Here is a 23277-nt window from a genome sequence, read left to right on the forward strand (position 1 = left end):
GACTTGCAATGCCGCCGTCCGATACCGTGCCCATACAGCTTACCCTTGACGCTGGCAAAACCCCGGACGTGCCGCCCGACACGCTGCGGCAGCCGCCCACACCACGGACGAGGTTGTCAGCCGTGAACCCGCGGCGCGTCGAAAAACGCTGTTTCATAGCGGCAGGACCGGATAAACGCCTCAAGCATCGCTTCCCGCTCCGCCGGCGACGCCACGCCTGCGGCAACATCGATGATGTCGATGGCCTTCCGGGTGGCTTCGGCGAATGCTTCGTCAGCGTACGTGCGCAACCAATCGGCGTAAGGATGCCCTTCCGGTGCGCCCGACTCGACGTATCCGTCGTGGAGCTGCCGTCCCACCTCTGCGTACAGCCAGTAGCACGGCAGGATGGCAGCGACCAGGACGGCATAGCTTCCCGACGCCGATGCCGCCACCAAGTGGTCCACGTAAGCCTTCGTAACTGGCCCTAGCTTGTTGCTGGATTCGCGGGTCGCGAGCCAGTTCCGGTGCAGCTCGGACTCGACCTCGAGGCACGTTTGGGCTCCCCGGGCCCAGAACAGCTGCTCAGCCTCGCTCGGAGCCAGTGCGCTTGCCCGCGCCAAGACCCGGGAGTATCCGTTGAGGTAGATGGCATCCTGCGCCAGGTAGTACGCGAAATGGGTTTCGCCGAGCGCGCCGGATTGCAGGTCCTTGATGAAGTCCAAGGCATGGATGGCGTCCAGTTCAGGGCGGGCTTCGTCCCACAACCGTGCTACGAATTCCCTGGGCTGGAGGCCGTTGTCCAGCGCGTGGAAGTGGTGGATCGGTCCGTTGCCCTTGCCGACTTCCAACACCGCCGATTCCGCCAATGCCCCGTGGAGCCACGGTTTGACCACGCGAAGGGCGGACTCCCAATCGCCGAGCCGCACCTTGGCCGTGGCCATCGCGGACGAGAGCGAGCAGCCCGTGCCATGGCTGTTGCGGGTATCCACCCGCTCGCCGGGGAAGACCACGACGTCCTGGCTCAGCAGTCCGACGGTGTTCACCAGGGCGTCCGGGCAGCCCGGTCCCTCCAAGTGGCCGCCCTTCACCAACACGGTGTTTCCACACGCGGCGGCCAGCCGCTTACCCTGCGCGAGTGCAGTGTCCCAATCAGCGGCTTCGGATTCGCCCAGGAGCATGGCCAGTTCCGGCAGGTTCGGGGTGATCAAGTCGGCCAAGGGCAGAAGCTCGCGGAGCGCGGCTTCTGCGGACTCCGCGAGGAGGCGGTCGCCGCTCGTGGCGATCATCACAGGGTCGAGGACCACGACGGCGGGACGCACCTCGCCGAGCCAGCGGCGTACTTCCTCGATCACCGCGGCATCCCCGAGCATGCCGATCTTGACGGCGTCCACCTCGATGTCATTGCCGATGGCCTCGAGTTGCTGGCGCAGGAAATCCACAGGCGGAACATGGACCCCGGTGACGCCTTGCGTGTTTTGGGCCGTGAGGGCCGTAATAGCGGCCATGCCGTAACCACCCTGGGCGGCGATGCTCTTGAGGTCGGCCTGGATTCCTGCTCCACCCGAAGGATCGGATCCGGCGATGCTGAGCACCCTGGGCACGCGTCGGCGCGTCGCCTCGAGCGGGTACACGAGTGAATGCGGTGATGAAGCCATACGGGACATCCCTTCGCCGGTGCTAACCGGACAGGTTCAACGGGTCTGGTCTCAGCCGGCTTGGTGCGCGGCACCCCGTGTCAGTCCCCTAGTTTAACCCGGATCACACGAAGTACTGGGATCGACCCTTCGACGAGCCGCTGGGGAGGCGCGGGGCCTCCCGAAGGCCGGAACGCCGAAGCCCCGGCAGTATCCGCGAATGCGGAAACCCACCGGGGCTTCGAATGACGGAGTTGTCAGAGCTCGGACTTTGGCACGCCGACGCCAAGGATGATCGGCTCCTCCGTGGCCGTGGGCTTGGCGGATCCTTCAACAGGTACCTTGGCCTCGTGGGCGGAGCCGCCTGAAGCAGCCGCGGAGGCCTCATGGTGTTCGACATCCGTGGCGTTGGCCGCACCCTGCGCCCGGCTGGCGCTGCGGTTGCGGCGTGCCCTGCGGCTGCGCGGTGCAGACTCCGCGGACCCGCTTGACACAGCGGGTTCAGGAGTGGGGGCTTCTTCCACGCTGACCTCGCCCTCGGAAGGCTTGCTTCCGGAGGCTTCCGCTTCCGGGGCCGCGGCTTCCGGCGCTTCGTCTTCCGGGGCATGGCCGAGGCCGGCAAACGCCTTCGCCAACAGGTCCAGGCTCATGGTCGGAGTGCCCGTAGCCGTGGGCTCAGGGTGGTGGACGAAGGGCAAGGCGACTTCTTCGCCACCAAACCGCAACACGGGCTTCACGCGTTCCTCGGTGCCGAACAGGCTTGACGAAGGAGCGGCAGGTTCCTGTTCACCCGAGAACCCTGCCCCACCCGAAGTTCCACCCGAGGACGCGGCCGGCGTAGCGGCCGGAGCCTGGACGGGCGCTGCGCCGGACTCTTCCGGGGTTGCCTCGCCCGCGGCGAGTTCCGCGGCATGCCGCAGCTCGTCGTCGTGCACGTGTGCCGCATGGGCCGCGGCCGCAATGGTGGCAAGGGCAGCGCGGGTGGCGGCCTGGCGGCCGGGATCCGTCGGTTCAACGTGGACGGCACCCACAGTGGTTACCGGGGCCTCGGGCGCGCCCTGCCCCGATCCCCTGCTGCGGCGGCGCTTCCGCGGTTCAGTGCGGCCCGCTGGCTGGGATTCGGCGCGAGGGTGGTGGTGCTCGGCAGCCAAAACGTTGGCCCGGCGATGCTCAACGGGCTCGTCGTGGGTGACGACGCCGCGCCCTGCACACACTTCGCATTGCTCACCGAAGACTTCGAGCAGCCCGGTGCCCATGCGCTTACGGGTCATCTGCACCAGGCCCAGCGAGGTCACTTCGGCGACCTGGTGCTTGGTGCGGTCCCGGCCAAGGCATTCGACCAGGCGCCGCAGCACGAGGTCGCGGTTGGACTCGAGGACCATGTCGATGAAGTCGATGACGATGATTCCGCCGATGTCGCGCAGGCGGAGTTGCCGGACGACTTCCTCCGCCGCTTCGAGGTTGTTCTTGGTGACGGTCTCTTCAAGGTTGCCGCCGCTGCCGGTGAACTTGCCCGTGTTCACGTCAACAACGGTCATGGCCTCAGTGCGGTCGATCACGAGCGAACCGCCTGAAGGCAGGAAAACCTTCCGCTCCAGGGCCTTGTGGATCTGCTCATCCACGCGCCAAGCCGAGAAGATGTCCTGCTCGGACGTCCACTTTTCGAGGCGCCCCACCAGGTCCGGAGCCACATAGGTCACGTAGGCTTCGATGGTGTCCCATGCCTCATCGCCCGAGACGATGAGCTTGGAGAAGTCCTCGTTGAAGACGTCGCGGACAACCTTGATGGTGAGGTCCGGTTCGCCGTACAAAAGTTCCGGGGCAAGGATCTTCGTGGACGTGGACTGGCTCTCGATACCTTCCCACTGGGCGCGCAGGCGGTTGATGTCGTGGGTCAGCTCTTCCTCGGAGGCGCCCTCGGCGGCAGTGCGGACAATGACGCCCGCGTTTTCGGGAAGGCGGTCCTTGAGGATCCGCTTCAGGCGGTTCCGCTCGACGTCGGGCAGCTTGCGCGAGATGCCGGTCATAGACCCGCCGGGAACGTACACGAGGTAACGTCCCGGGAGGGAAATCTGGCTCGTCAATCGGGCGCCCTTGTGGCCTACGGGGTCCTTGGTGACCTGCACGAGCACCGAATCGCCGGATTTAAGGGCATTTTCGATGCGGCGCGGCTTGCCTTCGAGCGTCACGGTGTCCCAATTGACTTCACCGGCGTACAGCACCGCATTGCGGCCCCGTCCGATATCCACGAAAGCGGCTTCCATGGACGGCAGGACGTTCTGGACCTTGCCCAAGTACACATTGCCGATCAAGGAGTCCTGCTGCGTCTTGGACACGAAGTGTTCGGCCAGCACGCCGTCTTCCAAGACCCCGATCTGGATCCTGTCGTCGCGCTGGCGAACGATCATCTGCCGGTCCACAGATTCGCGGCGCGCCAGGAACTCGGCTTCGGTGATCACTTGCCGGCGACGCCCGGTCTCCCGGGATTCACGCCGGCGCTGCTTCTTCGCTTCAAGGCGGGTGGAGCCCTTGACGCTCGTGACCCGATCCGGGCCCGTGGATTCCACGTGCGCGCGGGGAGCGCGGACGCGGGTCACAGTGTTGGGCGGATCGTCGTCTCCGCCGCCAGTAAGCTCGAGGTCCTGGTCGCCGCGACGACGCCGCCTGCGACGACGCGAGGTCACGCCTTCTTCCAAGGCTTCCTCGGCCTCGGCTTCCGCGGTTTCTTCACCTTCGACGGATACCTCTTCACCGGGAACTTCATCGCGATCGGAGCCACGGCGGCCACGCCGCCCGCGGCTGCGACGCCGACGGCGGCTGCCGCCCTCATCCAGCTCGTTGTCATCGCCAGGCCGTTCGCCGCCCTCGGATTCTTCATCGACAACGGCAGGGCGCACAACCGTGCTCAAGTCCGGAGCCTGGAAAAGCATGGAGGTGATGGAGCCGGGTTCGAGGAAGAGCGACGAGGCAGGGCTGGCGGCAGCCGGTTCGGCATTCTCGGCCGGCTCTTCGGCCTCTTCTTCAGTGACCGCTTCCGCGGCTGCAACTGACGGTTCTTCGGCGGCTGCTTCTTCGGCTGCGGGCTCGGCAGGGGTTTCCTCCGCTGCTTCGGCTGCCGCTGCCTTCGTCGTCGTACGACGGCGCCGCACCGGCTTTTCGGGTGCCGGTTCCGTTTGGGGGGTTTCGGGTTCGACGGCGGCAGCCTGCGCGGCGTCCCTGGAACCTTCAGGGGAGGTTTCTTCAGCGAAGCCAGGCAACGGTTCGGCGTCGACCTTCTTGCGGGCCCGGCTGCGCCGGACGGGCGCCTTGGGCGCTTCAGCAGCCGGTGCGTCGGCGACCTGCCCTGCGGACGGGGCGGCAGCACCGGCGTCGGGCGCTTCTCCTGATGCCTCCGCAGCAGCTTTCGGAGCGGCCTTGCGGCGGGTGCGGGTGGCCTTCTTCGGCGTCTCCGGGGCTTCTTCCGGCGCCGCGCCTTCGGCGGCGGCTACAACTTGCTCATTATCCATATGTGGCAACACTCCTGCCCTTGCGCAACCGCCACATCCGGCGCCCAGAGGGGCAATATTTGTCAAAACCCGCAGGCGTTGACAGAAGTCAGTAGTTGTCTTTCCGGTTCGCACCAGCATGCGGGTGCGGCATCCACGGAAAGCCGGCCTTGCTCAAAACCCGTTGTTCTATTGCCACAACAGGTGCCGTCCATTGCCGCTGCGGGCCTACCGGGGATCATCGGATCCGGCATGCCCTGCTGGCGGCTGGCGGTCTTGGGAACAAGATACCGGACCGGAATCCGCATGTGGATCGGCTTCCGGCCATGTCCATTCTCTCATACGCCCGCGCTGCCAGCGGGAAAATGCGGTGTAAAGCTCCCGTGCCGCCACCCATGCTGGACACCGCCTTCAGCCTCCGCGGCTAGAATCCTCCCAAGAGCAGTCCCCGGTGATTGGCCGGGCCCCTCCAGAAAAGGACAGCGAACCATGCCGAGCCCCGCCAGCCCGAACCTGGCCAATGACGACGCCCGCAGCCTCAAAGAGGATAAGGACGGCAAGAACAAATCCGGGAAGAACGCTGCTGCGGCAGCCTTGCCCCGCATGGTCCGCGATGTACCGTTCGCCTGGCTGCTGCTGGCGACCGGCACCGTTGCCTGGTTGGCATCCGGGTCCTTGGTCCTTGAGAAGCTGCAGGTCCTGATCAACCCCAAGGCAGGGACATTCTGCGACGTCAATCCCTGGATTTCCTGTGGAGACGTCATGAAGACCCCGCAGAGTTCGGTCTTCGGCTTTCCCAATATGTTCATTGGCATCGTGGCGTTCGCCGTGATCATCACCACAGCCATGGCCATGTTCGCAGGGGCCAAGTTTGCCCGCTGGTACTGGGTGGGACTCCAAATCGGTGTCACGCTCGGATTCATCTTCATCGTGTGGCTCTGGTCCCAGGCGCTCTACGCCATCCACATCCTGTGCCCGCTCTGCATGGTGGTGTGGGCATGCATGATCCCGCTGTTCGTTTTCGTGACCATCCGCAACGTGGTCCACGGTGTCATTCCAGCCCCCGCCCGCTTGGCTAAGATCCTCGGCGAATCCGGCTGGATCATCTCCGCTCTCCTCTATGTAGCCGTCATTGCCACCATTTTCTTTGCCTTCATCAATTTGTTCATCGGGACCTCGGGCTACTGATCGCTTGGTCCCGCCAAGCACTAAGGCCCATGTTCGCAAGCGAACATGGGCCTTAGCCGTTTGTGGAGGAAGACTACTCCCCGAACCAGATCTTGATCTCGCGTTCGGCCGAATCCGCCGAGTCGGAACCGTGGACCAGGTTCTGCTGGACAGCCAGGCCCCAGTCACGGCCGAAGTCGCCGCGGATGGTGCCGGGTGCCGCCGTCGTCGGATCCGTGGTGCCCGCCAGCGAACGGAACCCTTCGATCACACGGTGGCCCTCGAAGATCGCGGCAACGACAGGGCCGCTCAGCATGAACTCGACCAGCGGCTCGTAGAACGGCTTGCCGACGTGCTCTTCGTAGTGCTGCTCCAGAAGGTCGCGGGTAGCGTTCACCTTTTTCAGTTCGGCCAGAACGTAACCTTTGGACTCGATGCGGGCGAGGATGCTTCCGCTCAAGTTGCGGGCCACGCCGTCGGGCTTGATCAGTACAAGGGTGCGCTCAATGCTCACAGTTGCTCCAATGATGGGTGTGTGGGTTTCCCAGCCAGTTTACGGGGTTTGGCTCAGGCAGATTGCCCGGTGGCGCCGTCACCATGCGCGGCGTCCCACTCTGCCTGCTCACGGTCACGCTGGACGTTCTCGCGGTCGATCCTCATGCCGGCACGGATTCCATACCACCAGCACGCAGCGAAGAGGATTCCGACCACGAACATCGTCGGCTCCGCGATTCCGGTCAGGATCAAAATAAGCTGCAACGCCCAGCCGACAGCGACACCCCACGGCTTGCTGATGACGGCGCACGCGAGCACCAGCACCACGCTCAACGCGATGCCAAAGGCCAGTATCAGTCCAGGCGCTCCTTCACCGCGTTTAAGTCCGAATACGGCCAACGTGGCGAAGAACGCCACGAAAGCTTCCAGGAGCAGCACGGTGGAGGCGAACATCGCCTTGGTGGAACGGCGCTTCTTGGGCATGCCGGGGCGCCACTCGCGCTGGGCTTTCGTCAGCCTTGCCATGCTCAGGCACCTGCCTTTCCAAGCAGGATGCGGGCTTCAGCCACAACCGTGATTGAACCCGTCACGAGCACGCCGCCCGCGAGGTCGTCGTTCGACTCGGCGCGTTCCACGGCCCATTCGATCGCGTCGTCCAGTTTCTCGGCGATGTGTAGGTTTTCTTCGCCGAATCCGAGGTCGACGGCGAGATCGGCGAGTTCCCCGGCGGGGATGGCACGCGGTGAGTTGGACTGCGTGAAGCAGAACTCCTCGGCGAGGTCACCCAAGGAATCCTTGAGCTGCCGGAGGATCTCTTCGGCGTCCTTTTCCTTCAGGATGCCGATCACCACCACAAGCTTGGTGAAGTTGAAGGACTCCTGGAGAGCCTCAGCCGAGACCCGGATGCCGTCCGGGTTGTGCGCGGCGTCCACGATGATGGTGGGAGCCGTACGCACTACCTCGAGCCTGCCCGGAGAGGAAACGGTGCCGAAAGCCTCGCGGAGGACATCGGCGTCGAGTTCCCGCTCGCCGCCGCCGAAGAACGCTTCGAGGGCCGCGACGGCCACGGCAGCATTCTCGGCCTGGTGGGCACCGTGCAGCGGCAGCAAAATGTCCTCGTAACGCCCGGCGAGTCCCTGGACGGTCAGCACCTGGCCGCCGACGGCGACGCTGCGGGTTTCGACGCCGAATTCGACGCCTTCGAATCGGAAGGGCACGCCTACTTCGCGGGCCTTGTCCAGCAGCACTTGCGCGGCGTCCACCGGCTGGGCTGCGCTCACGAGGAATCCGCCGGGCTTGATGATTCCGGCCTTCTCGTAGGCAATGTCCTCCGTGGTGTCGCCGAGGAGGTCCGTGTGATCGAGGGAGATCGGCGTGATGACGGAAACCTGGCCGTCGCCCACGTTCGTGGCGTCCGTGATGCCGCCGAGGCCAACCTCCACCACCGCGACGTCGACGGGCTGGTCCGCGAAGATCGCGAAGCCAAGGATCGTCAGGCATTCGAAGTAGGTCAGCCGCGGCTGGCCGTCAGCCACGAGTTCCTTGTCAACGATTTCGAGGTACGGCCGGATCTCGTCCCAGATCCGGACGAACGTCTCATCCGATACCGGTGCGCCGTCGATGCTGATGCGCTCCGTGACCTTGGACAGGTGCGGGCTGGTGTACCGGCCCGTGCTCAGTCCGTGGGCACGCAGCCCCGCCTCGATCATCCGGGCCGTGGAAGTCTTGCCGTTGGTTCCCGTGATGTGGATGATCGGGTAGGCCTTGTTGGGCTCCCCCAACACGTCCATCGCCCGGTACAGCGGTGCGAGCCGTGGTTCCATCTTGTTTTCCGGGGCGCGGCCCAGCAGTTCGGCGTAGACGCTTTCTACGGAGAATTCATCGCTCATGTACTAAGCCTCGATCTTGATAACGGTGATCTTCGGCTCGCCGGCGTCGCCCGAGACGACGGGGTCGAGCTTGAGGGACAGGGTTTCAGTCTTGACCAGCTCTTCGTTTGCACGCAGGGCGTCGACGACGTCGTGGGCGGCCAGCACGGAGGTATGGATTCGGTCGCTGACGTTGAGCCCGGCGTCCTTACGGGCCTGCTGGATGGCACGGACCATGTCGCGTGCCAGGCCTTCCGCGGCGAGCTCCGGAGTGACCTCGGTGTTCAGGACAACAAAGCCACCGCCCGGCAGGACTGCGACAGCCGCGGACGATCCATCAGCCGATTCCGCGACGACCGTTTCCAGGGTGTATTCCTGGGATTCCAACTCGAGGCCGCCTGCGGTGACCACGCCCGCATCGCTCACGGACCAGTCGCCGGACTTCGAGCCCTTGATGGCCTGCTGGACATTCTTGCCCAGGCGCGGACCCGCGGCACGGGCGTTCACCACGAGCTTCTGCTCGATGCCGAACTCCTCCGGCGAGGCCGTCGCGGCGTCCAGGAGCCTGACGGAGCGCAGGTTGAGTTCATCCGCGACGACGGCGCCGAACCCTTCCAGCGCATCCGCCCCGGGTGCCACCACCGTGAGTTCCTGCAGCGGCAGGCGGACGCGAAGGTTGGCGGCCTTACGCAAGCTGGAACCGGCGGAGCAGATCTGCTGGACCCGGTCCATTGCTTCCACCAGGTCCGGGTTGGCCGGGAACAGCGACGCCTCGGGCCAATCGGCGAGGTGCACCGAGCGGCCACCCGTCAAGCCACGCCAGATCTCCTCGGAAACCAAAGGCAGCAGCGACGCCGAGACACGGCAGACCGCTTCGAGCGTCGTGTACAGGGCGTCGAAAGCGTCCACGTTTTCGTCGAAGAAGCGCTGCCGGCTGCGGCGCACGTACCAATTGGTGAGCATGTCCAGGTAGCCGCGCAGTTCGTCGCAAGCCCCGGAGATGTCGTACTCGTCCAGGCTCGCGGTGACATTGCGGACAAGGTCGCCAGTGTTCGCGAGCAGGTACTGGTCCAAAGTGTCTGTGTATCCGTCGTACCGCAGCTTCGCGTCGTAGCCCGCACCATTATTTGAGGCGTTGGTGTACAGCGTGAAGAAGCTGTAGACGTTCCACAGCGGCAGGATGACCTGGCGGACGCCGTCGCGGATTCCTTGCTCGGTGACAATAAGGTTGCCGCCGCGCAGGATCGGGCTGGACATCAGGAACCAGCGCATTGCGTCCGAACCGTCGCGGTCCAGGACCTCGGAGACGTCCGGGTAGTTGCGGAGGCTCTTGGACATTTTCTGGCCGTCGGAGCCCAGCACGATGCCGTGGCTGATCACGTTGCGGAACGCGGGCCGGTCGAAGAGCGCTGTGGACAGGATGTGCAGCATGTAGAACCAGCCACGCGTCTGCCCGATGTATTCCACGATGAAGTCGGCCGGGTTGTGGGTGTCGAACCATTCCTCGTTCTGGAACGGGTAGTGCACCTGGCCGTACGGCATGGAGCCGGAGTCGAACCAGACGTCCAGGACGTCTTCTACGCGGCGCATGGTGGACTGTCCCTCTTCCGGCGAGCGCGGATCGTCCGGGTTCGGTCGGGTGAGTTCGTCGATGAAGGGGCGGTGCAGGTCCACCTGGCCGTCGTTGTTCACGGGCAAGCGGCCGAAGTCGGCCTCCAGTTCGGCCAGCGAACCGTAGACGTCCGTGCGCGGGTATTCGGGATCATCGGACTGCCAGACGGGGATGGGCGAGCCCCAGTAGCGGTTGCGGCTGATTGACCAGTCGCGGGCGTTGGCCAACCATTTGCCGAACTGGCCGTCCTTGACGTTGCCCGGGATCCAGTTGATCTCCTGGTTCAGCTCGGACATGCGGTCCTTGAACTTGGTGACCTCGACATACCACGAGGACACTGCCCGGTAGATCAGCGGATTGCGGCAACGCCAGCAGTGCGGGTAGCTGTGTTCATAGCTTGCCTGGCGGACCAGCCGTCCGGCGGCGCGCAACGCCTGGGTGATGGGCTTGTTGGCTTCGAAAACCTGCAGGCCGGAGATTTCGGCAAGGGGGCCGTGGGCAAACAGGTGGAGGAACTTCGCGCCTTCGTCCACGGAAAGGACCACCGGGATTCCGGCGTCTTCACAGACTTTCTGGTCGTCCTCACCATAGGCGGGGGCCTGGTGGACGATGCCCGTACCATCGGTGGTGGTCACGTAGTCCGCCACCAGGATGCGCCAGGCGTTCTGCGTGCCGTATTTCTCCGTATCCGAGAAGTAGTCCCAGAGCGGCTCGTATTCGAGGCCGGCCAACTGGGCGCCCGTGTAACTGGCGGTCACGGCCGCGGCGGCGGCAGCTACGTCGTCGTACCCCAGGTCCTTGGCGTACGTGCCAAGCAGGTCTGCCGCCAGCAGGAAGCTGCCGCTGACCGGCGCATCCGCCGAGGCGGCCTTGACTCCGTTGGGACCCGCGGGAACCACTGCGTAGGAGATTTCGGGCCCGACGGCGAGCGCCAGGTTCGTGGGCAGCGTCCACGGCGTCGTGGTCCAGGCGAGGGCCTGCACGCCCGCGAGCGCCTTGGAGACCTCCGAATCGCCGGCCTTGAGGGGGAACGTCACTGTGACGGTCTGGTCCTGGCGGTTCTTGTAGACGTCGTCATCCATGCGCAGTTCATGGTTGGATAGCGGGGTCTCATCCTTCCAGCAGTACGGCAGGACGCGGTAGCCGTTGTAGGTGAGGCCCTTCTCATGGAGCTGCTTGAAGGCCCAGAGAACGGACTCCATGTATTCGACGTTGAGCGTCTTGTAGTCGTTGTCGAAGTCCACCCAGCGGGCCTGGCGGGTGACGTAGCTCTTCCACTCGTCGGCGTACTTCATCACGGAGGCACGGCAGGCGTCGTTGAACTTGTCGATGCCCATGGCTTCGATCTGGGTCTTGTCAGTCATGCCCAGTTGCTTCATGGCTTCGAGTTCGGCGGGCAGGCCGTGGGTGTCCCAGCCGAAGCGCCGTTCGACGCGCTTGCCGCGCTGGGTCTGGTAGCGGCCTACGAGGTCCTTGGCGTAACCGGTCAGGAGGTGGCCGTAGTGGGGCAGGCCGTTGGCGAAGGGAGGGCCGTCGTAGAAGACGAATTCGTTGCTGCCATCGTGTCCAGCATCACGGTGGTCGATGCTCGCCTGGAACGTGCCATCTTCGTCCCAGTACTTGAGGATGCGCTCCTCGATCTCCGGGAACTTCACGGAGGCGGACACGCCGGATGCGGCGCCTGAGGGGGCTGCGGAGGCCTTGGGGTAATACGTCATCTCTTCATCCTGGGTTGAGCCGGTGAACACAAAGTTTCTTCAGGATGCGAGGACGGCGCCAGGCTGTTGCTTCCAACAGCGCAGGTACCGCGGTACCACCTCACTTACCGTCGACGGCGTGCCCTTCCAGCGGAGGGGCGGACCGGCGTCGGCCGCTCATTGGCTGCTGTGACGGGCTTACCCGTCCGGTTCTACTGGCCCCGTGTTGCCGGGGTTTTCTTCCGGAAGCTCACCGGTGATGTCCGGGTCGATGCTTGTGCCACAAGTCTAGCGGCAGCTGCGCCGCGAGCTCCACTTGGGAACCGCGGCGCCGCAACTGCGCTCTGGGCCGGGCTAGCCCTTGCGGATCAGCTTGTGCGTCGCGGCCTGCGCCACGGGGCGGATGATGATCTCGTCGAGGTTGATGTGGTGCGGCAGGGAGACTGCGTATTTGACGACGTCGGCGACGTCTTCGGGGGTGAGCGGCTTCTCGACGCCGGCGTACACCTTCGCGGCGGCGTCTGCGTCGCCGAGACGGTTGAGCGCGAATTCCTCGGTGTGGACCAGGCCGGGCGCAACTTCGATCACCCGGATGTTGTTTTCGGCTTCCTCGAGGCGCAAGGCTCCGGTCATCGCGTGCTGTCCGAACTTCGCCGCGTTGTAACCGCCGCCGCCCTCGTAGGCGGTGAGTCCCGCCGTCGACGTCAGGTTCAGGACGGTGCCCTCGCCGTGGGCGCGCAGCATCGGGAGGAAGGCGCGGGTCAGCTTCAATGTGCCCAGGACGTTGACCTGGTACATCCAGTCCCAGTCTTCGGTCTGTGCGTTCCCTATGGTGTCCGCGCCGCGGGCGCCGCCTGCGATGTTGATGAGGGTGTCCGCTCCCCCGGCTTCGACGACGGCGGAAAGCAGGGCCGCGACGTCGTCGTCACTTGTGATGTCGGCTGCGAACGGGACGGCGCCGGTCTCGGTGCCGAGTTCTTCAAGCCGTCCAGCGCGCCGGGCGACGGCGAAAACCTTCCACCCGTCCGCTGCGAGGGCGCGCACGGTCGCCTCGCCGATCCCGGTGCTCGCGCCCGTCACTACTGCCGTTTTGGTCTGTCCTGCCTCAGTCATGCCACCACACTAACTTGCTTTGCGCGGGCTGATCGCACGACCCAGGATGTGCTCGAACGACGGCACCAGCGGAGCGGGGGCGAAGCTGAAGCGCCGGTTTTGGACCACTTTGAAACCGGCCTCCGCGATTGCGTCGAGCGTGTTCCGGTTGGGGTGGCATCCTCCGGCCAATCGCTGCCAGGCCGGGCTCACGAGATCTTCGACGGCGGCGGTGAACCTGCGGCGCGAACGCACGTGTTCATAAAACGCCAGCGTTCCTTCCGGACGCAACACCCTCCGTATCTCCGCGAGTGCCGCTTCCTGGTTCGGGACACTGCACAGGACAAGGCTCACGACGACGGCGTCCGCGCTGTGGTCCGGCGCGGGGATCTTCTCAGCCATACCGGAGAGCACCCCGACCGGAACAGGGGCGCTTCGAGCTTTTTCGGAGGCGAGCGCCCTCAGGTAATCGTCGGGCTCCACTGCAAGGACGCTCCGGACTGTGTCCGGATAGTAGGCAAAGGATGAGCCCTCCCCTGCCCCGACCTCAATGACGGTCCCTTGCAAGCCGGCCAGCAGCTCGCGACGGTGACCGGCTGCGCCACGCCGGTTCATCCCTTCCACAGCGCGTGCGTACGAACGCGCGAAGCGCGGGTGCTGTGGCGTCACTTGCCGGCCTTCCCGTGCCGGTGCGCGGATCCGCGCTTGGAATCTTCAAGGTACTCGAGAAGGACCTTCGCGTGGTTGATCTCCGGGTCCCTGGCTCCGTAGAGCAGGGTCACTCGATTCTTTCCTTCCGCCAGGTCCTGCAATTGCTCCACGGCCGGGTTGCTCTCCAGTTCGGCTTCATAGTGGTGCTTGAAGTCGGCGAAGCGTTCCTCCATGTGCCCGAATTCCTTCCGCAGCGGCGGTGAGGGTGCGATTTCCTTCAGCCACAGGTCAAGGTGCGCATCATCCTTTGACACCCCGCGCGGCCAGAGCCGGTCCACGAGAACCCGGTAACCGTCGTCGTCGGCTGCTTCGTCATAGATGCGCTTGATCACGAAAACGTCCTTGGAAGCTCCCATGGAGTGAACGCTAGCGCAGTTCGACTTACCTGGCATTGACGTTTTTGAAGTCGGCACTGAGGTTTGATGAAACAATGGGTCAATGGCTGAATCAACGCAGGGTACAGACACGCCCGCCACCGCCCCCATCAACGTTCCCGACAAGCCGGCCCTCGAGGGCCTCGAAGCCGCCCTGACCCGGCGCTGGCTGGACGAAGGAACCTATAAGTTCAACCCGGACACCACCAGGGAGCATGTCTACTCGATCGACACTCCCCCGCCCACCGCCTCGGGTTCGCTGCATGTGGGACACATGTTCTCCTTCACCCAGACCGACGTCCAGGCCCGCTACATGCGCATGACCGGCAAGAACGTCTTCTACCCGATGGGTTGGGACGACAACGGCCTGCCCACCGAACGCCGCGTCCAGAACTACTACGGCGTCCGCTGCGATCCCGCCGTTCCCTACAACGCGGACTACCGGCCGCCGGCACAGCCTGCGAAGAACCAGCGCGATTTCGACGTCGTCTCGCGCCAGAAATTCATCGAACTGTGCGAGGAACTCGCCGTCGAGGACGAGAAGGTCTTCGAAAACCTGTTCCAGACCCTCGGCCTGTCCGTCGACTGGGACCTGACCTACCGGACCATCGACGACACCTCCCGTGCCGTATCCCAGCGTGCCTTCCTCGCCAACCTCGCTGCCGGTGACGCCTACATGGCCGAAGCCCCGACGCTGTGGGACGTCACGTTCCGCACCGCCGTCGCGCAGGCTGAGCTTGAGGACCGCGAAGTGGCCGGCGCGTACTACCGCTACCCGTTCTTCACCGAAGACGGACAAAAGATCTTCATCGAGACCACGCGTCCCGAATTGCTCGCTGCTTGCGCGGCTTTGGTGGCAAACCCCGACGACGAGCGGTACCAGCCGCTGTTCGGCAAGACCGTGAAGTCTCCCCTGTTCGAAGTCGAGCTCGAGGTGAAAGCCCACCCGCTCGCCAAAGCGGACAAGGGCTCCGGCATCGCCATGGTCTGCACCTTCGGCGACCTCACCGACGTCACCTGGTGGCGTGAGCTGCAGCTGCCCACCCGCGCGATCATGGGCCGCGACGGCCGCATCATCGCAGAAACCCCCGAATGGATCACCACCGAGGCCGGCAAGGAAGCCTACGCCGCGATCGCCGGTAAGACGGCGTTCTCCGCGAAGGAATCCGTGGTGGAGCTCCTCGCGGCGGCCGAACTGCTCGATGGGGAACCCAAGAAGATCACGCACCCCGTGAACTTCTTCGAAAAGGGCGACAAGCCCCTCGAAGTCGTGACATCGCGCCAGTGGTACATCCGCAACGGCGGACGTGATGAGGACCGCCGCGAACGGTTGATCGCGCGCGGACACGAGATCGACTTCCACCCGTCCTTCATGCGGTCCCGCTACGAGAACTGGATCTCCGGCTTGAACGGCGACTGGCTCGTTTCACGCCAGCGCTTCTTCGGCGTGCCGATCCCCGTCTGGTACCCGCTGGACGCCCACGGCAACCCGGACTACGAGAACCCCATCCTGCCGTCCGACGAGTCCCTGCCTGTGGACCCCGCCGCCGACGCCGCCCCCGGCTTCGACGAATCCCAGCGCGAACAGCCCAGCGGATTCATCGGGGACGCCGATGTCCTGGATACGTGGGCGACGTCGTCCCTCACCCCACAGATCGTTGGCGGCTGGAGCCGGGACGAGGATCTGTTCGGGAAGGTCTACCCGTTCGACCTCCGTCCCCAGGGCCACGACATCATCCGGACCTGGCTCTTCTCCTCGGCCGTCCGCGCGGACGCCCTGCAGAACAGCGCGCCCTGGAAGCACGCCGCGATCTCCGGCTGGATCCTTGACCCGGACCGCAAGAAGATGTCCAAGTCCAAGGGCAACGTGGTTGTTCCCACCGATGTGCTCAATGAATACGGTTCCGACGCCGTCCGCTACTGGGCCGCTTCGGCAAAGCTTGGCGCAGACACGGCCTATGAAATCGCCCAGATGAAGATCGGCCGCCGCTTGGCCATCAAGCTCCTCAATGCCTCCAAGTTCGTCCTGAACCTGGGCGCAACCGAGAACTCGGTGGTGGGTACGGACCTTTCCGTCCTGACCAACCCCTTAGACCGGGCTCTTCTGGCGCAGCTGGCCGACGTCGTGTCCCAGTCCACCAAGGCGTTCGACAACTACGACTACGCCCGTGCCCTGCAGATCACGGAATCGTTCTTCTGGCAGTTCACGGACGATTACGTCGAACTCATCAAGGACCGGGCCTACGGTGCTGCCGGGGAAACCGAGCAAGCGTCCGTCCTCGCGGCGCTCGCCACCACTCTGGACGCCTTGCTTCGCCTCTTCGCGCCGTTCCTGCCCTTCGCTACCGAAGAGGTCTGGAGCTGGTGGCGTGCCGGTTCCGTCCACCGCGCGGCGTGGCCAACGGCCGTGGAAATCGTCGACGGCGACACCACCATGCTGGGGACCGTGGGCATCGCGCTCAGTGGGATCCGCAAGGCCAAGTCCGAGGCAAAGGTCAAGCAGCGCACCGAAGTGTTGTCCGCGACCATCACCGCGGGCGAGTCCTTCGTGGCCCAGTTGCAGGCCGGACTGGGAGACCTCAAGGCAGCTGCGAATGCCCAGGAAATCTCGCTGGTCGCAGCTGAAGGCGAACTTACCGTGAGCGACGTTGTCCTGGCACCTGCCGAGGAGCCCGCGCAGGCTTAGGTCGTGGATCCGGGGCTTCCGGGCCGTCCAGCACATTTACGGATGGCCCGGGAGTTTTCAGGACGACCAGGAAGTTTCCGGGCAAAGGGGAAGCCCCATCAGCGTTTAGCCGTCGGTGGGGCTTCGACTCTTTCGGCTGTCTGGTGACGTCTTGACAGTCTGGCGGAATCCTCAGACTTTCAGGTCTTCCTACCGTCGTCACTGGTAGCCTGTAACTAACTTTGCCGATGGCTGCGTTAGCTACAAATCACTGAATCTTTGGTTTCCGTGTCCCCCTTCTTTCGAAGTGGGTAAGTTCTATTCTTGACCTGAGGCACCGCCAGCACAAGCCCCCGCCGCGAACTACTCGCATGTAATTCAGGCGCGCCATTATGCGGCCGGTTTGCCGGGTTCTGGCAGAAGTTCCTTTGTGGCACAGTGATGCTATGCCAGAACTTCCCGAAGTAGCCGGCCTGGGCGCTTTCCTTGGCCGCAATCTTCTCGGCGCCAAGTTGACCAAGGTCCAGATCACGTCTTTTGCCGTCCTCAAAACCGCTGACCCGCCCTACTCGGCTTTGGAGGGACGGACCATCCTCGGTGTGGAACGCTTCGGGAAATTCCTCAGCCTCGACGCAGAAGGAATCCACTTCATCTTCCATCTCGCGAAGGCTGGCTGGCTTCGGTATACCGAGCAGCCTTCCACGACTCAACTCCGCCTAGGTGGCAGCAACATCGCGGCCAGGCTCGCCTTCACCAAAGGAGACGGATCCACCCACGTCGGCGTCGACCTGACCGAGGCCGGCACGAAGAAAAGCCTCGCGGTCTATGTGGTCAACAACCCGAAGGACGTTCCGGGCATCGCGACCCTTGGCCCTGACCCGCTCAGCCCCGGGTTCACAGCGGAAACCCTTGCCGGAATCCTCGCGGGCAGCCCGCAGCAGATCAAGGGACTGCTTCGAAGCCAGGCCGTGATCGCCGGAATCGGAAATGCCTACAGCGACGAAATCCTGCACGCTGCCAGGATTTCTCCGTTTGCCATCGCCAGGTCACTCGACCCGGAAACTGTCCAGGTCCTTTACCAGTCGATCGAATCCGTGCTCGGAGCGGCCGTGGAGGCTGCCATAGGGAAAGCCTCCAGCGAGCTCAAGGACACGAAGCGCAGCAACATGATGGTCCACGGCAGGGCAGGTCAAGCCTGCCCTGTATGCGGGACCACTATCCGGGAAGTATCCTTCGCTGACACCGCGCTCCAGTACTGCCCGGGTTGCCAGACCAACGGGAAAATCCTGGCGGACCGGAGGACGTCGCGGTTCCTGAAGTAGGGCCGAACCCCGAGGTTAGTCGAACTCGGGGCGTTCCGTCCGGCTGCGCTTCAGCTCGAAGAAGTGTGGGTAGCCGGCCAAGGTCACGGTTGCATCCCACAGCGTTCCGGCTTCCTCGCCGCGTGGAATGCGGGTCAGGACCGGACCAAAGAACGCCGTTCCGTTCACAGCGACAACCGGAGTTCCGACGTCCTGGCCGACCAGGGAAATCCCGGCTCCATGGCTTGCACGCAACTGGACATCGTAGTCTTCGACGTCGGCAAAGCGTGCCAAGTCGGCCGGAAGGCCTGTTTCAGCGAGTGCTTTGACGATGACCTCGTTGAAGTCTTTGATGCCCTGTTCGTGGATGAGGGATCCCATGGCGTCATAGAGCGGCTTGATGACCTGGCGTCCGTGCAACTCGCTCGCCGCGATGATGACGCGGACCGGACCCCAGCCGTGGGTCATCTTCTCGGCATAGTCGGCCGGAAGGTCACGGCCTTCGTTCAGAACCGAAAGGCTCATGACGTTCCATGTGGTCTCGATGCCGCGGACGCCTTCGACTTCGCCGATCCAACGCGACGTCACCCAAGCGAAAGGGCACATCGGGTCGAACCAGAAATCAACCTTGTTAGCGGTCTGCTCAGGCACAGGAATCTCCTTCAATAGGATGTGAGGGGCACGGCCAACCGGACGAAACTACGTCCAGACCCATTAATGCCAACCTCGGCCTATGCGGACTTATTCCTGCGCTTCGCTACTACCTCATGGGCGATCATGGTCGGTTGCGCCTTCTTGGTGACGGCGTCTGCCGTGATGACTACGCTGGCGATATCGTCACGGCTCGGGAGGTCGAACATGACCGGCAAGAGGACTTCCTCCATGATCGCGCGCAAGCCACGGGCTCCCGTGCCCCTTTCCAGGGCCTGGTCCGCGATGGCATCCAAGGCGTCTTCGTCGAACGAGAGTTCCACGCCGTCCAGTTGGAACATCTTCTGGTATTGCTTCACCAAGGCGTTCTTTGGCTTCGAAAGGATCTGGATGAGCGCCGGGCGGTCGAGGTTGGACACCGTGGTGATGACCGGCAGGCGTCCGATGAATTCCGGGATGAGCCCGAACTTAAGGAGGTCCTCCGGCATGACCTCGCCGTAGCTGTCCACGCTGTCCTTGACCTCGTTAAGTGGAGCTCCGAAGCCGATCCCCTTGCGTCCGGACCGCGATCCGATGATGTCCTCCAGACCGGCGAAGGCGCCGGCAACGATGAACAGGACGTTCGTGGTGTCGATCTGGATGAATTCCTGGTGCGGATGCTTACGGCCACCCTGCGGCGGAACGGAAGCCACCGTACCTTCAAGGATCTTCAGGAGCGCTTGCTGGACGCCCTCACCGGACACATCGCGGGTAATCGACGGGTTCTCGCTCTTCCGCGAGATCTTATCGATTTCGTCGATGTAGATGATGCCCTGTTCGGCCTTCTTGACGTCGTAGTCGGCGGCCTGGATGAGCTTCAGCAGGATGTTCTCGACGTCTTCGCCCACATAGCCGGCTTCCGTGAGAGCGGTGGCATCAGCGACGGCGAAGGGGACATTCAAACGACGGGCGAGCGTTTGCGCGAGGTAGGTCTTGCCGCAACCGGTGGGACCTATCAGCAGGATATTGGATTTGGCGATCTCCACGTCCTCGTGGTGGCCGCCTTCGCCGAGTCCGGTCTTGGGGGCGTGACCGGCCTGGATGCGCTTGTAGTGATTGTAGACCGCGACGGCGAGGGAGCGCTTCGCGGGCTCCTGGCCGATGACGTATTCCTGGAGGAAATCGAAGATCTCCCGCGGCTTGGGCAACTCAAAGCTGCCCAGATCCGATACTTCCGCGAGCTCCTCTTCGATGATCTCGTTACAGAGTTCGATGCATTCGTCGCAGATGTAGACGCCGGGCCCGGCAATCAGCTTCCGCACCTGCTTTTGGCTCTTTCCGCAGAAAGAACACTTCAGCAGATCCGTGCTCTCGCCAATCCGAGCCATATGGGAATCCCTTCATTTCATGCGGGTGGAGAAACAGCCTGGCTATCCGGCAAGATCACCGGCGAGCAGCGGGGACGCCACCATGACAACTTCCACTGTAGGACACAATCCGCCGCTTGGGTTGAAACAGAACGCCGACGCGGTCCAAATTTCTGAACCGCATCGGCGTCGGGTTCCAATCAAACTAGCGGACGATGGCCTGCGGCTTGATCTTGCGGGAGTCAAGCACTTGGTCGATCAGCCCGTAATTCATCGCCTCTGCGGCGGTGAGGATTTTGTCACGTTCGATGTCGTTGTTGACCTGTTCCGAGGTGCGGCCTGAGTGGTGGGCCAGCGTTTCCTCGAGCCAAGTACGCATGCGCATGACTTCAGCTGCCTGGATTTCAAGGTCCGAAGCCTGTCCGCCCTGGCCACCCGAAAGGGCCGGCTGGTGGATCAGGACACGGGCGTTCGGCAGGGCCAACCGCTTTCCCGGAGTACCCGCTGCGAGGAGCACGGCTGCGGCGCTTGCGGCCTGGCCGAGGCAGACGGTCTGGATCTCCGGGCGGATGTACTGCATGGTGTCGTAGATCGCCGTCATGGCGGTGAAGGAGCCACCAGGAGAGTTGATGTACAGGGTGATGTCGCGGTCCGGGTCCGTGGATTCAAGCACCAACAGCTGTGCCATGATGTCGTCGGCCGAAGCGTCGTCCACCTGGACACCGAGGAAAATGATCCGGTCCTCGAAGAGCTTCGTGTACGGGTCCTGGCGCTTGAAGCCATAAGGCGTACGCTCCTCGAACTGCGGGAGGACGTAACGGCTGGACGGGAGATTACCGGCAGACCATCCAAAGTTGTAGTTCATGTTCATTGCTCCTGATCTGAATGTTTCTTTTGCCGGTCAGTTTTCGGAAGGCGAGGAGTTGGCCGTTCCGCCGCCACCGGCCACGGAGCCTGCGTGGGCCGAGATCTTGTCGAAGAATCCATAGTCAAGCGCTTCGGTGGCCGTGAACCACTTGTCGCGGTCGTTGTCCTTGAGGATGGTTTCAACCGTCTGCCCGGTCTGTTCCGCGGTGAGCTCGGCCATGACCTTCTTCATGTGCAGGATCAGCTCTGCCTGGATCTTGATGTCCGATGCCGTGCCGCCGATGCCGCCGGAAGGCTGGTGCATCAGGATACGCGCGTTCGGAGTGGCGTAGCGCTTGCCTTTGGTGCCGGAGGAAAGCAGGAACTGGCCCATGGAAGCCGCCAGGCCGGTAGCCACCGTCACGACATCGTTCGGGATGAACTGCATGGTGTCGTAAATGGCCATGCCCGCCGTCACGGAGCCACCGGGAGAGTTGATGTACAGGTAGATGTCCTTCTCAGGATCTTCGGCGGAGAGGAGGAGGAGCTGGGAGCAGATCGCGTTGGCGTTCTCGTCGCGGACTTCGGATCCGAGCCAGATGATGCGCTCTTTCAGCAGGCGGTTGTAGATGTAGTTGTCCTGGGCCGCTGGATCGACAGTTGCCATCCTGGGCGCATCTGCTTGCTGTGACATAAGTACTTACCTCTCGCTGGTGACAGGGCCGTTGCTGAACTTGCCATCCCTGATCTTCACTACTTGGACACTAACCGTTTTCCGTGGTGATTTGTTCTCCCAAATCGCACTGTTCGCTGACGGCGCACGATTGCCGAATTACGCGCAAGACCGCTGCTGACGCAACGTGAATCGCAGCCAAAAAAAGGCGCCCCGGATCAAAAGATCCGGGGCGCCTTCAGTCAAAACTAGAACTTCACGGCTGCGGGGTCGTCGCTGGGGACAACTGCCGCCTCTTCGGTTTCTTCCCCAACCGCAGCTTCTTCGGCTGCTTCGCCGGCGGGGCGGACGAAGTCGGTGAGGTCAACCTTGTTGCCTTCGCTGTCTACAACCTCGGCCTGGCTCAACACTACAGCCAGGGCCTTGCGGCGGCGGACCTCGGAAACCATCATCGGCACCTGGCCGCTCTGGTCGATGATCTGCGCGAACTGGTTCGGGTCCATGCCGTACTGGCTCGCGGTGGAGACGATGTAGTCGATGAGCTCGTTCTGGCTGACGCCGACTTCTTCCTTGTCCGCGATGGCGTCAAGGATGATCTCGTTCTTGAACGCGCGGGCGGTGTTGGCCTTGACCTCTTCGCGGTGCTCCTCGGTGTCGTGCTCGCCCTCACCGTGGGCGTTCTCCGGGTTGAAGTGCGCTTCGAGCTGCTCTTCTACAACGGAGTCCGGAACCGGAACCTCGATGAGCTCCACGAGCTTGTCCAGGACCTTGTCGCGGGCTTCGACGCCCTGGTCCATCACCTTGGACTGGGCAGCCTGCTTGGCCAGGTCCTCGCGAAGCTCTGCGAGGGTGTCGAATTCGGATGCCAGCTGGGCGAAGTCGTCGTTGGCCTCGGGCAGTTCGCGCTCCTTGACGGACTTCACAACAACCTTCACCTGGGCTTCTTCGCCGGCGTGCTCTCCGCCCACCAGAGTGGTGTCGAAGATCGCTTCCTCATCGGCGGAAAGGCCGGTGACGGCTTCGTCGAGGCCCTCGAGCATGGTGCCGGAGCCAACCTGGTAGGACAGGCCGGTCGCGGAGTCGATCTCGGCGCCATCGATCGAGGCGGTGATGTCAATCGACAGGAAGTCGTCCGAAGCGACCGGACGCTCGATGGTCTTGAGGGTACCGAAGCGGCCGCGGAGCTCGTCCAGTGCCTTGTCAACGTCAGCGTCGGAAGACTCTGCCGCGGCAACCTCGACCTTGAGGCCGGCGTAGTCCGGCAGTTCAACCTCGGGGCGGACGTCGATTTCGACCTGGAACTTCAGTTCACCGTCGGTGGCGGACGGGTCCGGAACCTCGGTGATCTCAACCTCGGGACGGCTCAACGGGCGGACGCCGGTCTCCTGGACAGCAGCCTGGTACCAGCCGTTGAGGCCGTCGTTGATGGCGGTCTCCAGGACATAGCCGCGGCCAACGCGCTGGTCGATGAGCTTGGACGGAACCTTGCCCTTGCGGAACCCGGGAACCTGGATCTGCGAAGCAACGGTCTTGTAAGCGGCATCGATGCTCGGCTTCAGTTCCTCAAAGGGAACCTCAACGTTGAGCTTGACCCGCGTGGCGGTGAGGTTCTCGACAGCGCTCTTCACAGTCTAAGTACTCCTGGTTTTGTGGGATGGGTTTCTGCCGCGTCCCAGAT

Annotated in this window: 17 protein-coding genes and 1 riboswitch; of the genes, 3 read left to right on the forward strand and 14 right to left on the reverse strand. The window is 63.6% G+C overall.

What is annotated here, in order from left to right; genetic code table 11:
• Positions 1 to 116: 116 nt before the first annotated feature.
• Positions 117 to 1637: a bifunctional hydroxymethylpyrimidine kinase/phosphomethylpyrimidine kinase gene (gene thiD / locus E1809_RS04885; RefSeq protein ID WP_133203096.1), complete on the reverse strand. Its 1521-nt coding sequence runs from the start codon at positions 1635 to 1637 to the stop codon at positions 117 to 119.
• Positions 1629 to 1725, reverse strand: a riboswitch (TPP riboswitch). Its footprint overlaps the gene before it by 9 nt.
• Before the next feature lie 148 nt (positions 1726 to 1873).
• Entirely contained in the window at positions 1874 to 5122 is a 3249-nt protein-coding gene (locus E1809_RS04890; protein ID WP_235835446.1) for an Rne/Rng family ribonuclease, read from the reverse strand.
• A gap of 468 nt (positions 5123 to 5590) precedes the next feature.
• On the opposite strand from E1809_RS04890, the gene E1809_RS04895 reads away from it, so the two are divergent.
• Positions 5591 to 6289 carry a vitamin K epoxide reductase family protein gene (locus E1809_RS04895; protein WP_133203098.1) on the forward strand — a complete coding sequence of 233 codons (699 nt, stop codon included), beginning with the start codon at positions 5591 to 5593 and terminating at the stop codon, positions 6287 to 6289.
• A gap of 73 nt (positions 6290 to 6362) precedes the next feature.
• Here the strand turns inward: E1809_RS04895 and ndk are convergent, their stop codons facing one another.
• From ndk to E1809_RS04930, 7 genes are all read right to left on the reverse strand, one after another.
• The gene (ndk, locus tag E1809_RS04900; RefSeq protein ID WP_133203099.1) at positions 6363 to 6782 is read right to left on the reverse strand and encodes a nucleoside-diphosphate kinase; all 420 of its coding nucleotides are present in this window, start codon (positions 6780 to 6782) and stop codon (positions 6363 to 6365) included.
• A 53-nt stretch (positions 6783 to 6835) separates the two neighbouring features.
• Positions 6836 to 7288: a DUF4233 domain-containing protein gene (locus E1809_RS04905; RefSeq protein WP_133203100.1), complete on the reverse strand. Its 453-nt coding sequence runs from the start codon at positions 7286 to 7288 to the stop codon at positions 6836 to 6838.
• Positions 7289 to 7290: 2 nt separating this feature from the next.
• The gene (locus E1809_RS04910) at positions 7291 to 8652 is read right to left on the reverse strand and encodes a bifunctional folylpolyglutamate synthase/dihydrofolate synthase (protein ID WP_133203101.1); all 1362 of its coding nucleotides are present in this window, start codon (positions 8650 to 8652) and stop codon (positions 7291 to 7293) included.
• Positions 8653 to 8655: 3 nt separating this feature from the next.
• Positions 8656 to 11961 (reverse strand): isoleucine--tRNA ligase, encoded by a 3306-nt coding sequence (gene ileS / locus E1809_RS04915; RefSeq protein ID WP_133203102.1) that lies wholly within the window; start codon positions 11959 to 11961, stop codon positions 8656 to 8658.
• A gap of 333 nt (positions 11962 to 12294) precedes the next feature.
• Positions 12295 to 13053: an SDR family oxidoreductase gene (locus E1809_RS04920; protein ID WP_133203103.1), complete on the reverse strand. Its 759-nt coding sequence runs from the start codon at positions 13051 to 13053 to the stop codon at positions 12295 to 12297.
• Positions 13054 to 13062: 9 nt separating this feature from the next.
• On the reverse strand, positions 13063 to 13647 hold the full coding sequence (locus E1809_RS04925) for a class I SAM-dependent methyltransferase (RefSeq protein WP_133203157.1): 585 nt from the start codon (positions 13645 to 13647) through the stop codon (positions 13063 to 13065).
• A gap of 50 nt (positions 13648 to 13697) precedes the next feature.
• Entirely contained in the window at positions 13698 to 14099 is a 402-nt protein-coding gene (locus E1809_RS04930) for a DUF488 domain-containing protein (RefSeq protein ID WP_133203104.1), read from the reverse strand.
• A gap of 82 nt (positions 14100 to 14181) precedes the next feature.
• On the opposite strand from E1809_RS04930, the gene valS reads away from it, so the two are divergent.
• Positions 14182 to 16803, forward strand: a complete 2622-nt coding sequence (gene valS, locus E1809_RS04935) for a valine--tRNA ligase (protein WP_133203105.1) — start codon at positions 14182 to 14184, stop codon at positions 16801 to 16803.
• A gap of 425 nt (positions 16804 to 17228) precedes the next feature.
• The gene (locus tag E1809_RS04940) at positions 17229 to 18104 is read left to right on the forward strand and encodes an Fpg/Nei family DNA glycosylase (RefSeq protein ID WP_133203106.1); all 876 of its coding nucleotides are present in this window, start codon (positions 17229 to 17231) and stop codon (positions 18102 to 18104) included.
• A 15-nt stretch (positions 18105 to 18119) separates the two neighbouring features.
• Here E1809_RS04940 and E1809_RS04945 read toward each other — a convergent pair whose 3' ends face one another.
• From E1809_RS04945 to tig, 5 genes are all read right to left on the reverse strand, one after another.
• Positions 18120 to 18689 (reverse strand): mycothiol-dependent nitroreductase Rv2466c family protein, encoded by a 570-nt coding sequence (locus E1809_RS04945; RefSeq protein ID WP_205754101.1) that lies wholly within the window; start codon positions 18687 to 18689, stop codon positions 18120 to 18122.
• Positions 18690 to 18814: 125 nt separating this feature from the next.
• Complete coding sequence (gene clpX / locus E1809_RS04950; protein WP_133203108.1) at positions 18815 to 20101, reverse strand: ATP-dependent Clp protease ATP-binding subunit ClpX; 1287 nt, start codon at positions 20099 to 20101, stop codon at positions 18815 to 18817.
• Positions 20102 to 20285: 184 nt separating this feature from the next.
• Entirely contained in the window at positions 20286 to 20945 is a 660-nt protein-coding gene (locus tag E1809_RS04955) for an ATP-dependent Clp protease proteolytic subunit (RefSeq protein ID WP_133203109.1), read from the reverse strand.
• Positions 20946 to 20981: 36 nt separating this feature from the next.
• The gene (locus E1809_RS04960) at positions 20982 to 21593 is read right to left on the reverse strand and encodes an ATP-dependent Clp protease proteolytic subunit (RefSeq protein WP_133203158.1); all 612 of its coding nucleotides are present in this window, start codon (positions 21591 to 21593) and stop codon (positions 20982 to 20984) included.
• 254 nt (positions 21594 to 21847) lie between these two features.
• Positions 21848 to 23227 carry a trigger factor gene (tig, locus tag E1809_RS04965; protein ID WP_133203110.1) on the reverse strand — a complete coding sequence of 460 codons (1380 nt, stop codon included), beginning with the start codon at positions 23225 to 23227 and terminating at the stop codon, positions 21848 to 21850.
• Positions 23228 to 23277: the final 50 nt, after the last annotated feature.

The organism is Arthrobacter terricola, assembly GCF_004354015.1.
Lineage (GTDB): Bacteria > Actinomycetota > Actinomycetes > Actinomycetales > Micrococcaceae > Arthrobacter > Arthrobacter terricola.

What these genes read in the sequence shown, in the direction of transcription:
- thiD (WP_133203096.1), bottom strand. Translation starts at nt 1,637, where the DNA reads ATGGCTTCATCACCGCATTCACTCGTGTACCCGCTCGAGGCGACGCGC.
- E1809_RS04890 (WP_235835446.1), bottom strand. Translation starts at nt 5,122, where the DNA reads ATGGATAATGAGCAAGTTGTAGCCGCCGCCGAAGGCGCGGCGCCGGAA.
- E1809_RS04895 (WP_133203098.1), top strand. Translation starts at nt 5,591, where the DNA reads ATGCCGAGCCCCGCCAGCCCGAACCTGGCCAATGACGACGCCCGCAGC.
- E1809_RS04905 (WP_133203100.1), bottom strand. Translation starts at nt 7,288, where the DNA reads ATGGCAAGGCTGACGAAAGCCCAGCGCGAGTGGCGCCCCGGCATGCCC.
- E1809_RS04910 (WP_133203101.1), bottom strand. Translation starts at nt 8,652, where the DNA reads ATGAGCGATGAATTCTCCGTAGAAAGCGTCTACGCCGAACTGCTGGGC.
- ileS (WP_133203102.1), bottom strand. Translation starts at nt 11,961, where the DNA reads ATGACGTATTACCCCAAGGCCTCCGCAGCCCCCTCAGGCGCCGCATCC.
- E1809_RS04920 (WP_133203103.1), bottom strand. Translation starts at nt 13,053, where the DNA reads ATGACTGAGGCAGGACAGACCAAAACGGCAGTAGTGACGGGCGCGAGC.
- E1809_RS04925 (WP_133203157.1), bottom strand. Translation starts at nt 13,647, where the DNA reads ATGAACCGGCGTGGCGCAGCCGGTCACCGTCGCGAGCTGCTGGCCGGC.
- E1809_RS04930 (WP_133203104.1), bottom strand. Translation starts at nt 14,099, where the DNA reads ATGGGAGCTTCCAAGGACGTTTTCGTGATCAAGCGCATCTATGACGAA.
- valS (WP_133203105.1), top strand. Translation starts at nt 14,182, where the DNA reads ATGGCTGAATCAACGCAGGGTACAGACACGCCCGCCACCGCCCCCATC.
- E1809_RS04940 (WP_133203106.1), top strand. Translation starts at nt 17,229, where the DNA reads ATGCCAGAACTTCCCGAAGTAGCCGGCCTGGGCGCTTTCCTTGGCCGC.
- E1809_RS04945 (WP_205754101.1), bottom strand. Translation starts at nt 18,689, where the DNA reads ATGTGCCCTTTCGCTTGGGTGACGTCGCGTTGGATCGGCGAAGTCGAA.
- clpX (WP_133203108.1), bottom strand. Translation starts at nt 20,101, where the DNA reads ATGGCTCGGATTGGCGAGAGCACGGATCTGCTGAAGTGTTCTTTCTGC.
- E1809_RS04955 (WP_133203109.1), bottom strand. Translation starts at nt 20,945, where the DNA reads ATGAACTACAACTTTGGATGGTCTGCCGGTAATCTCCCGTCCAGCCGT.
- E1809_RS04960 (WP_133203158.1), bottom strand. Translation starts at nt 21,593, where the DNA reads ATGGCAACTGTCGATCCAGCGGCCCAGGACAACTACATCTACAACCGC.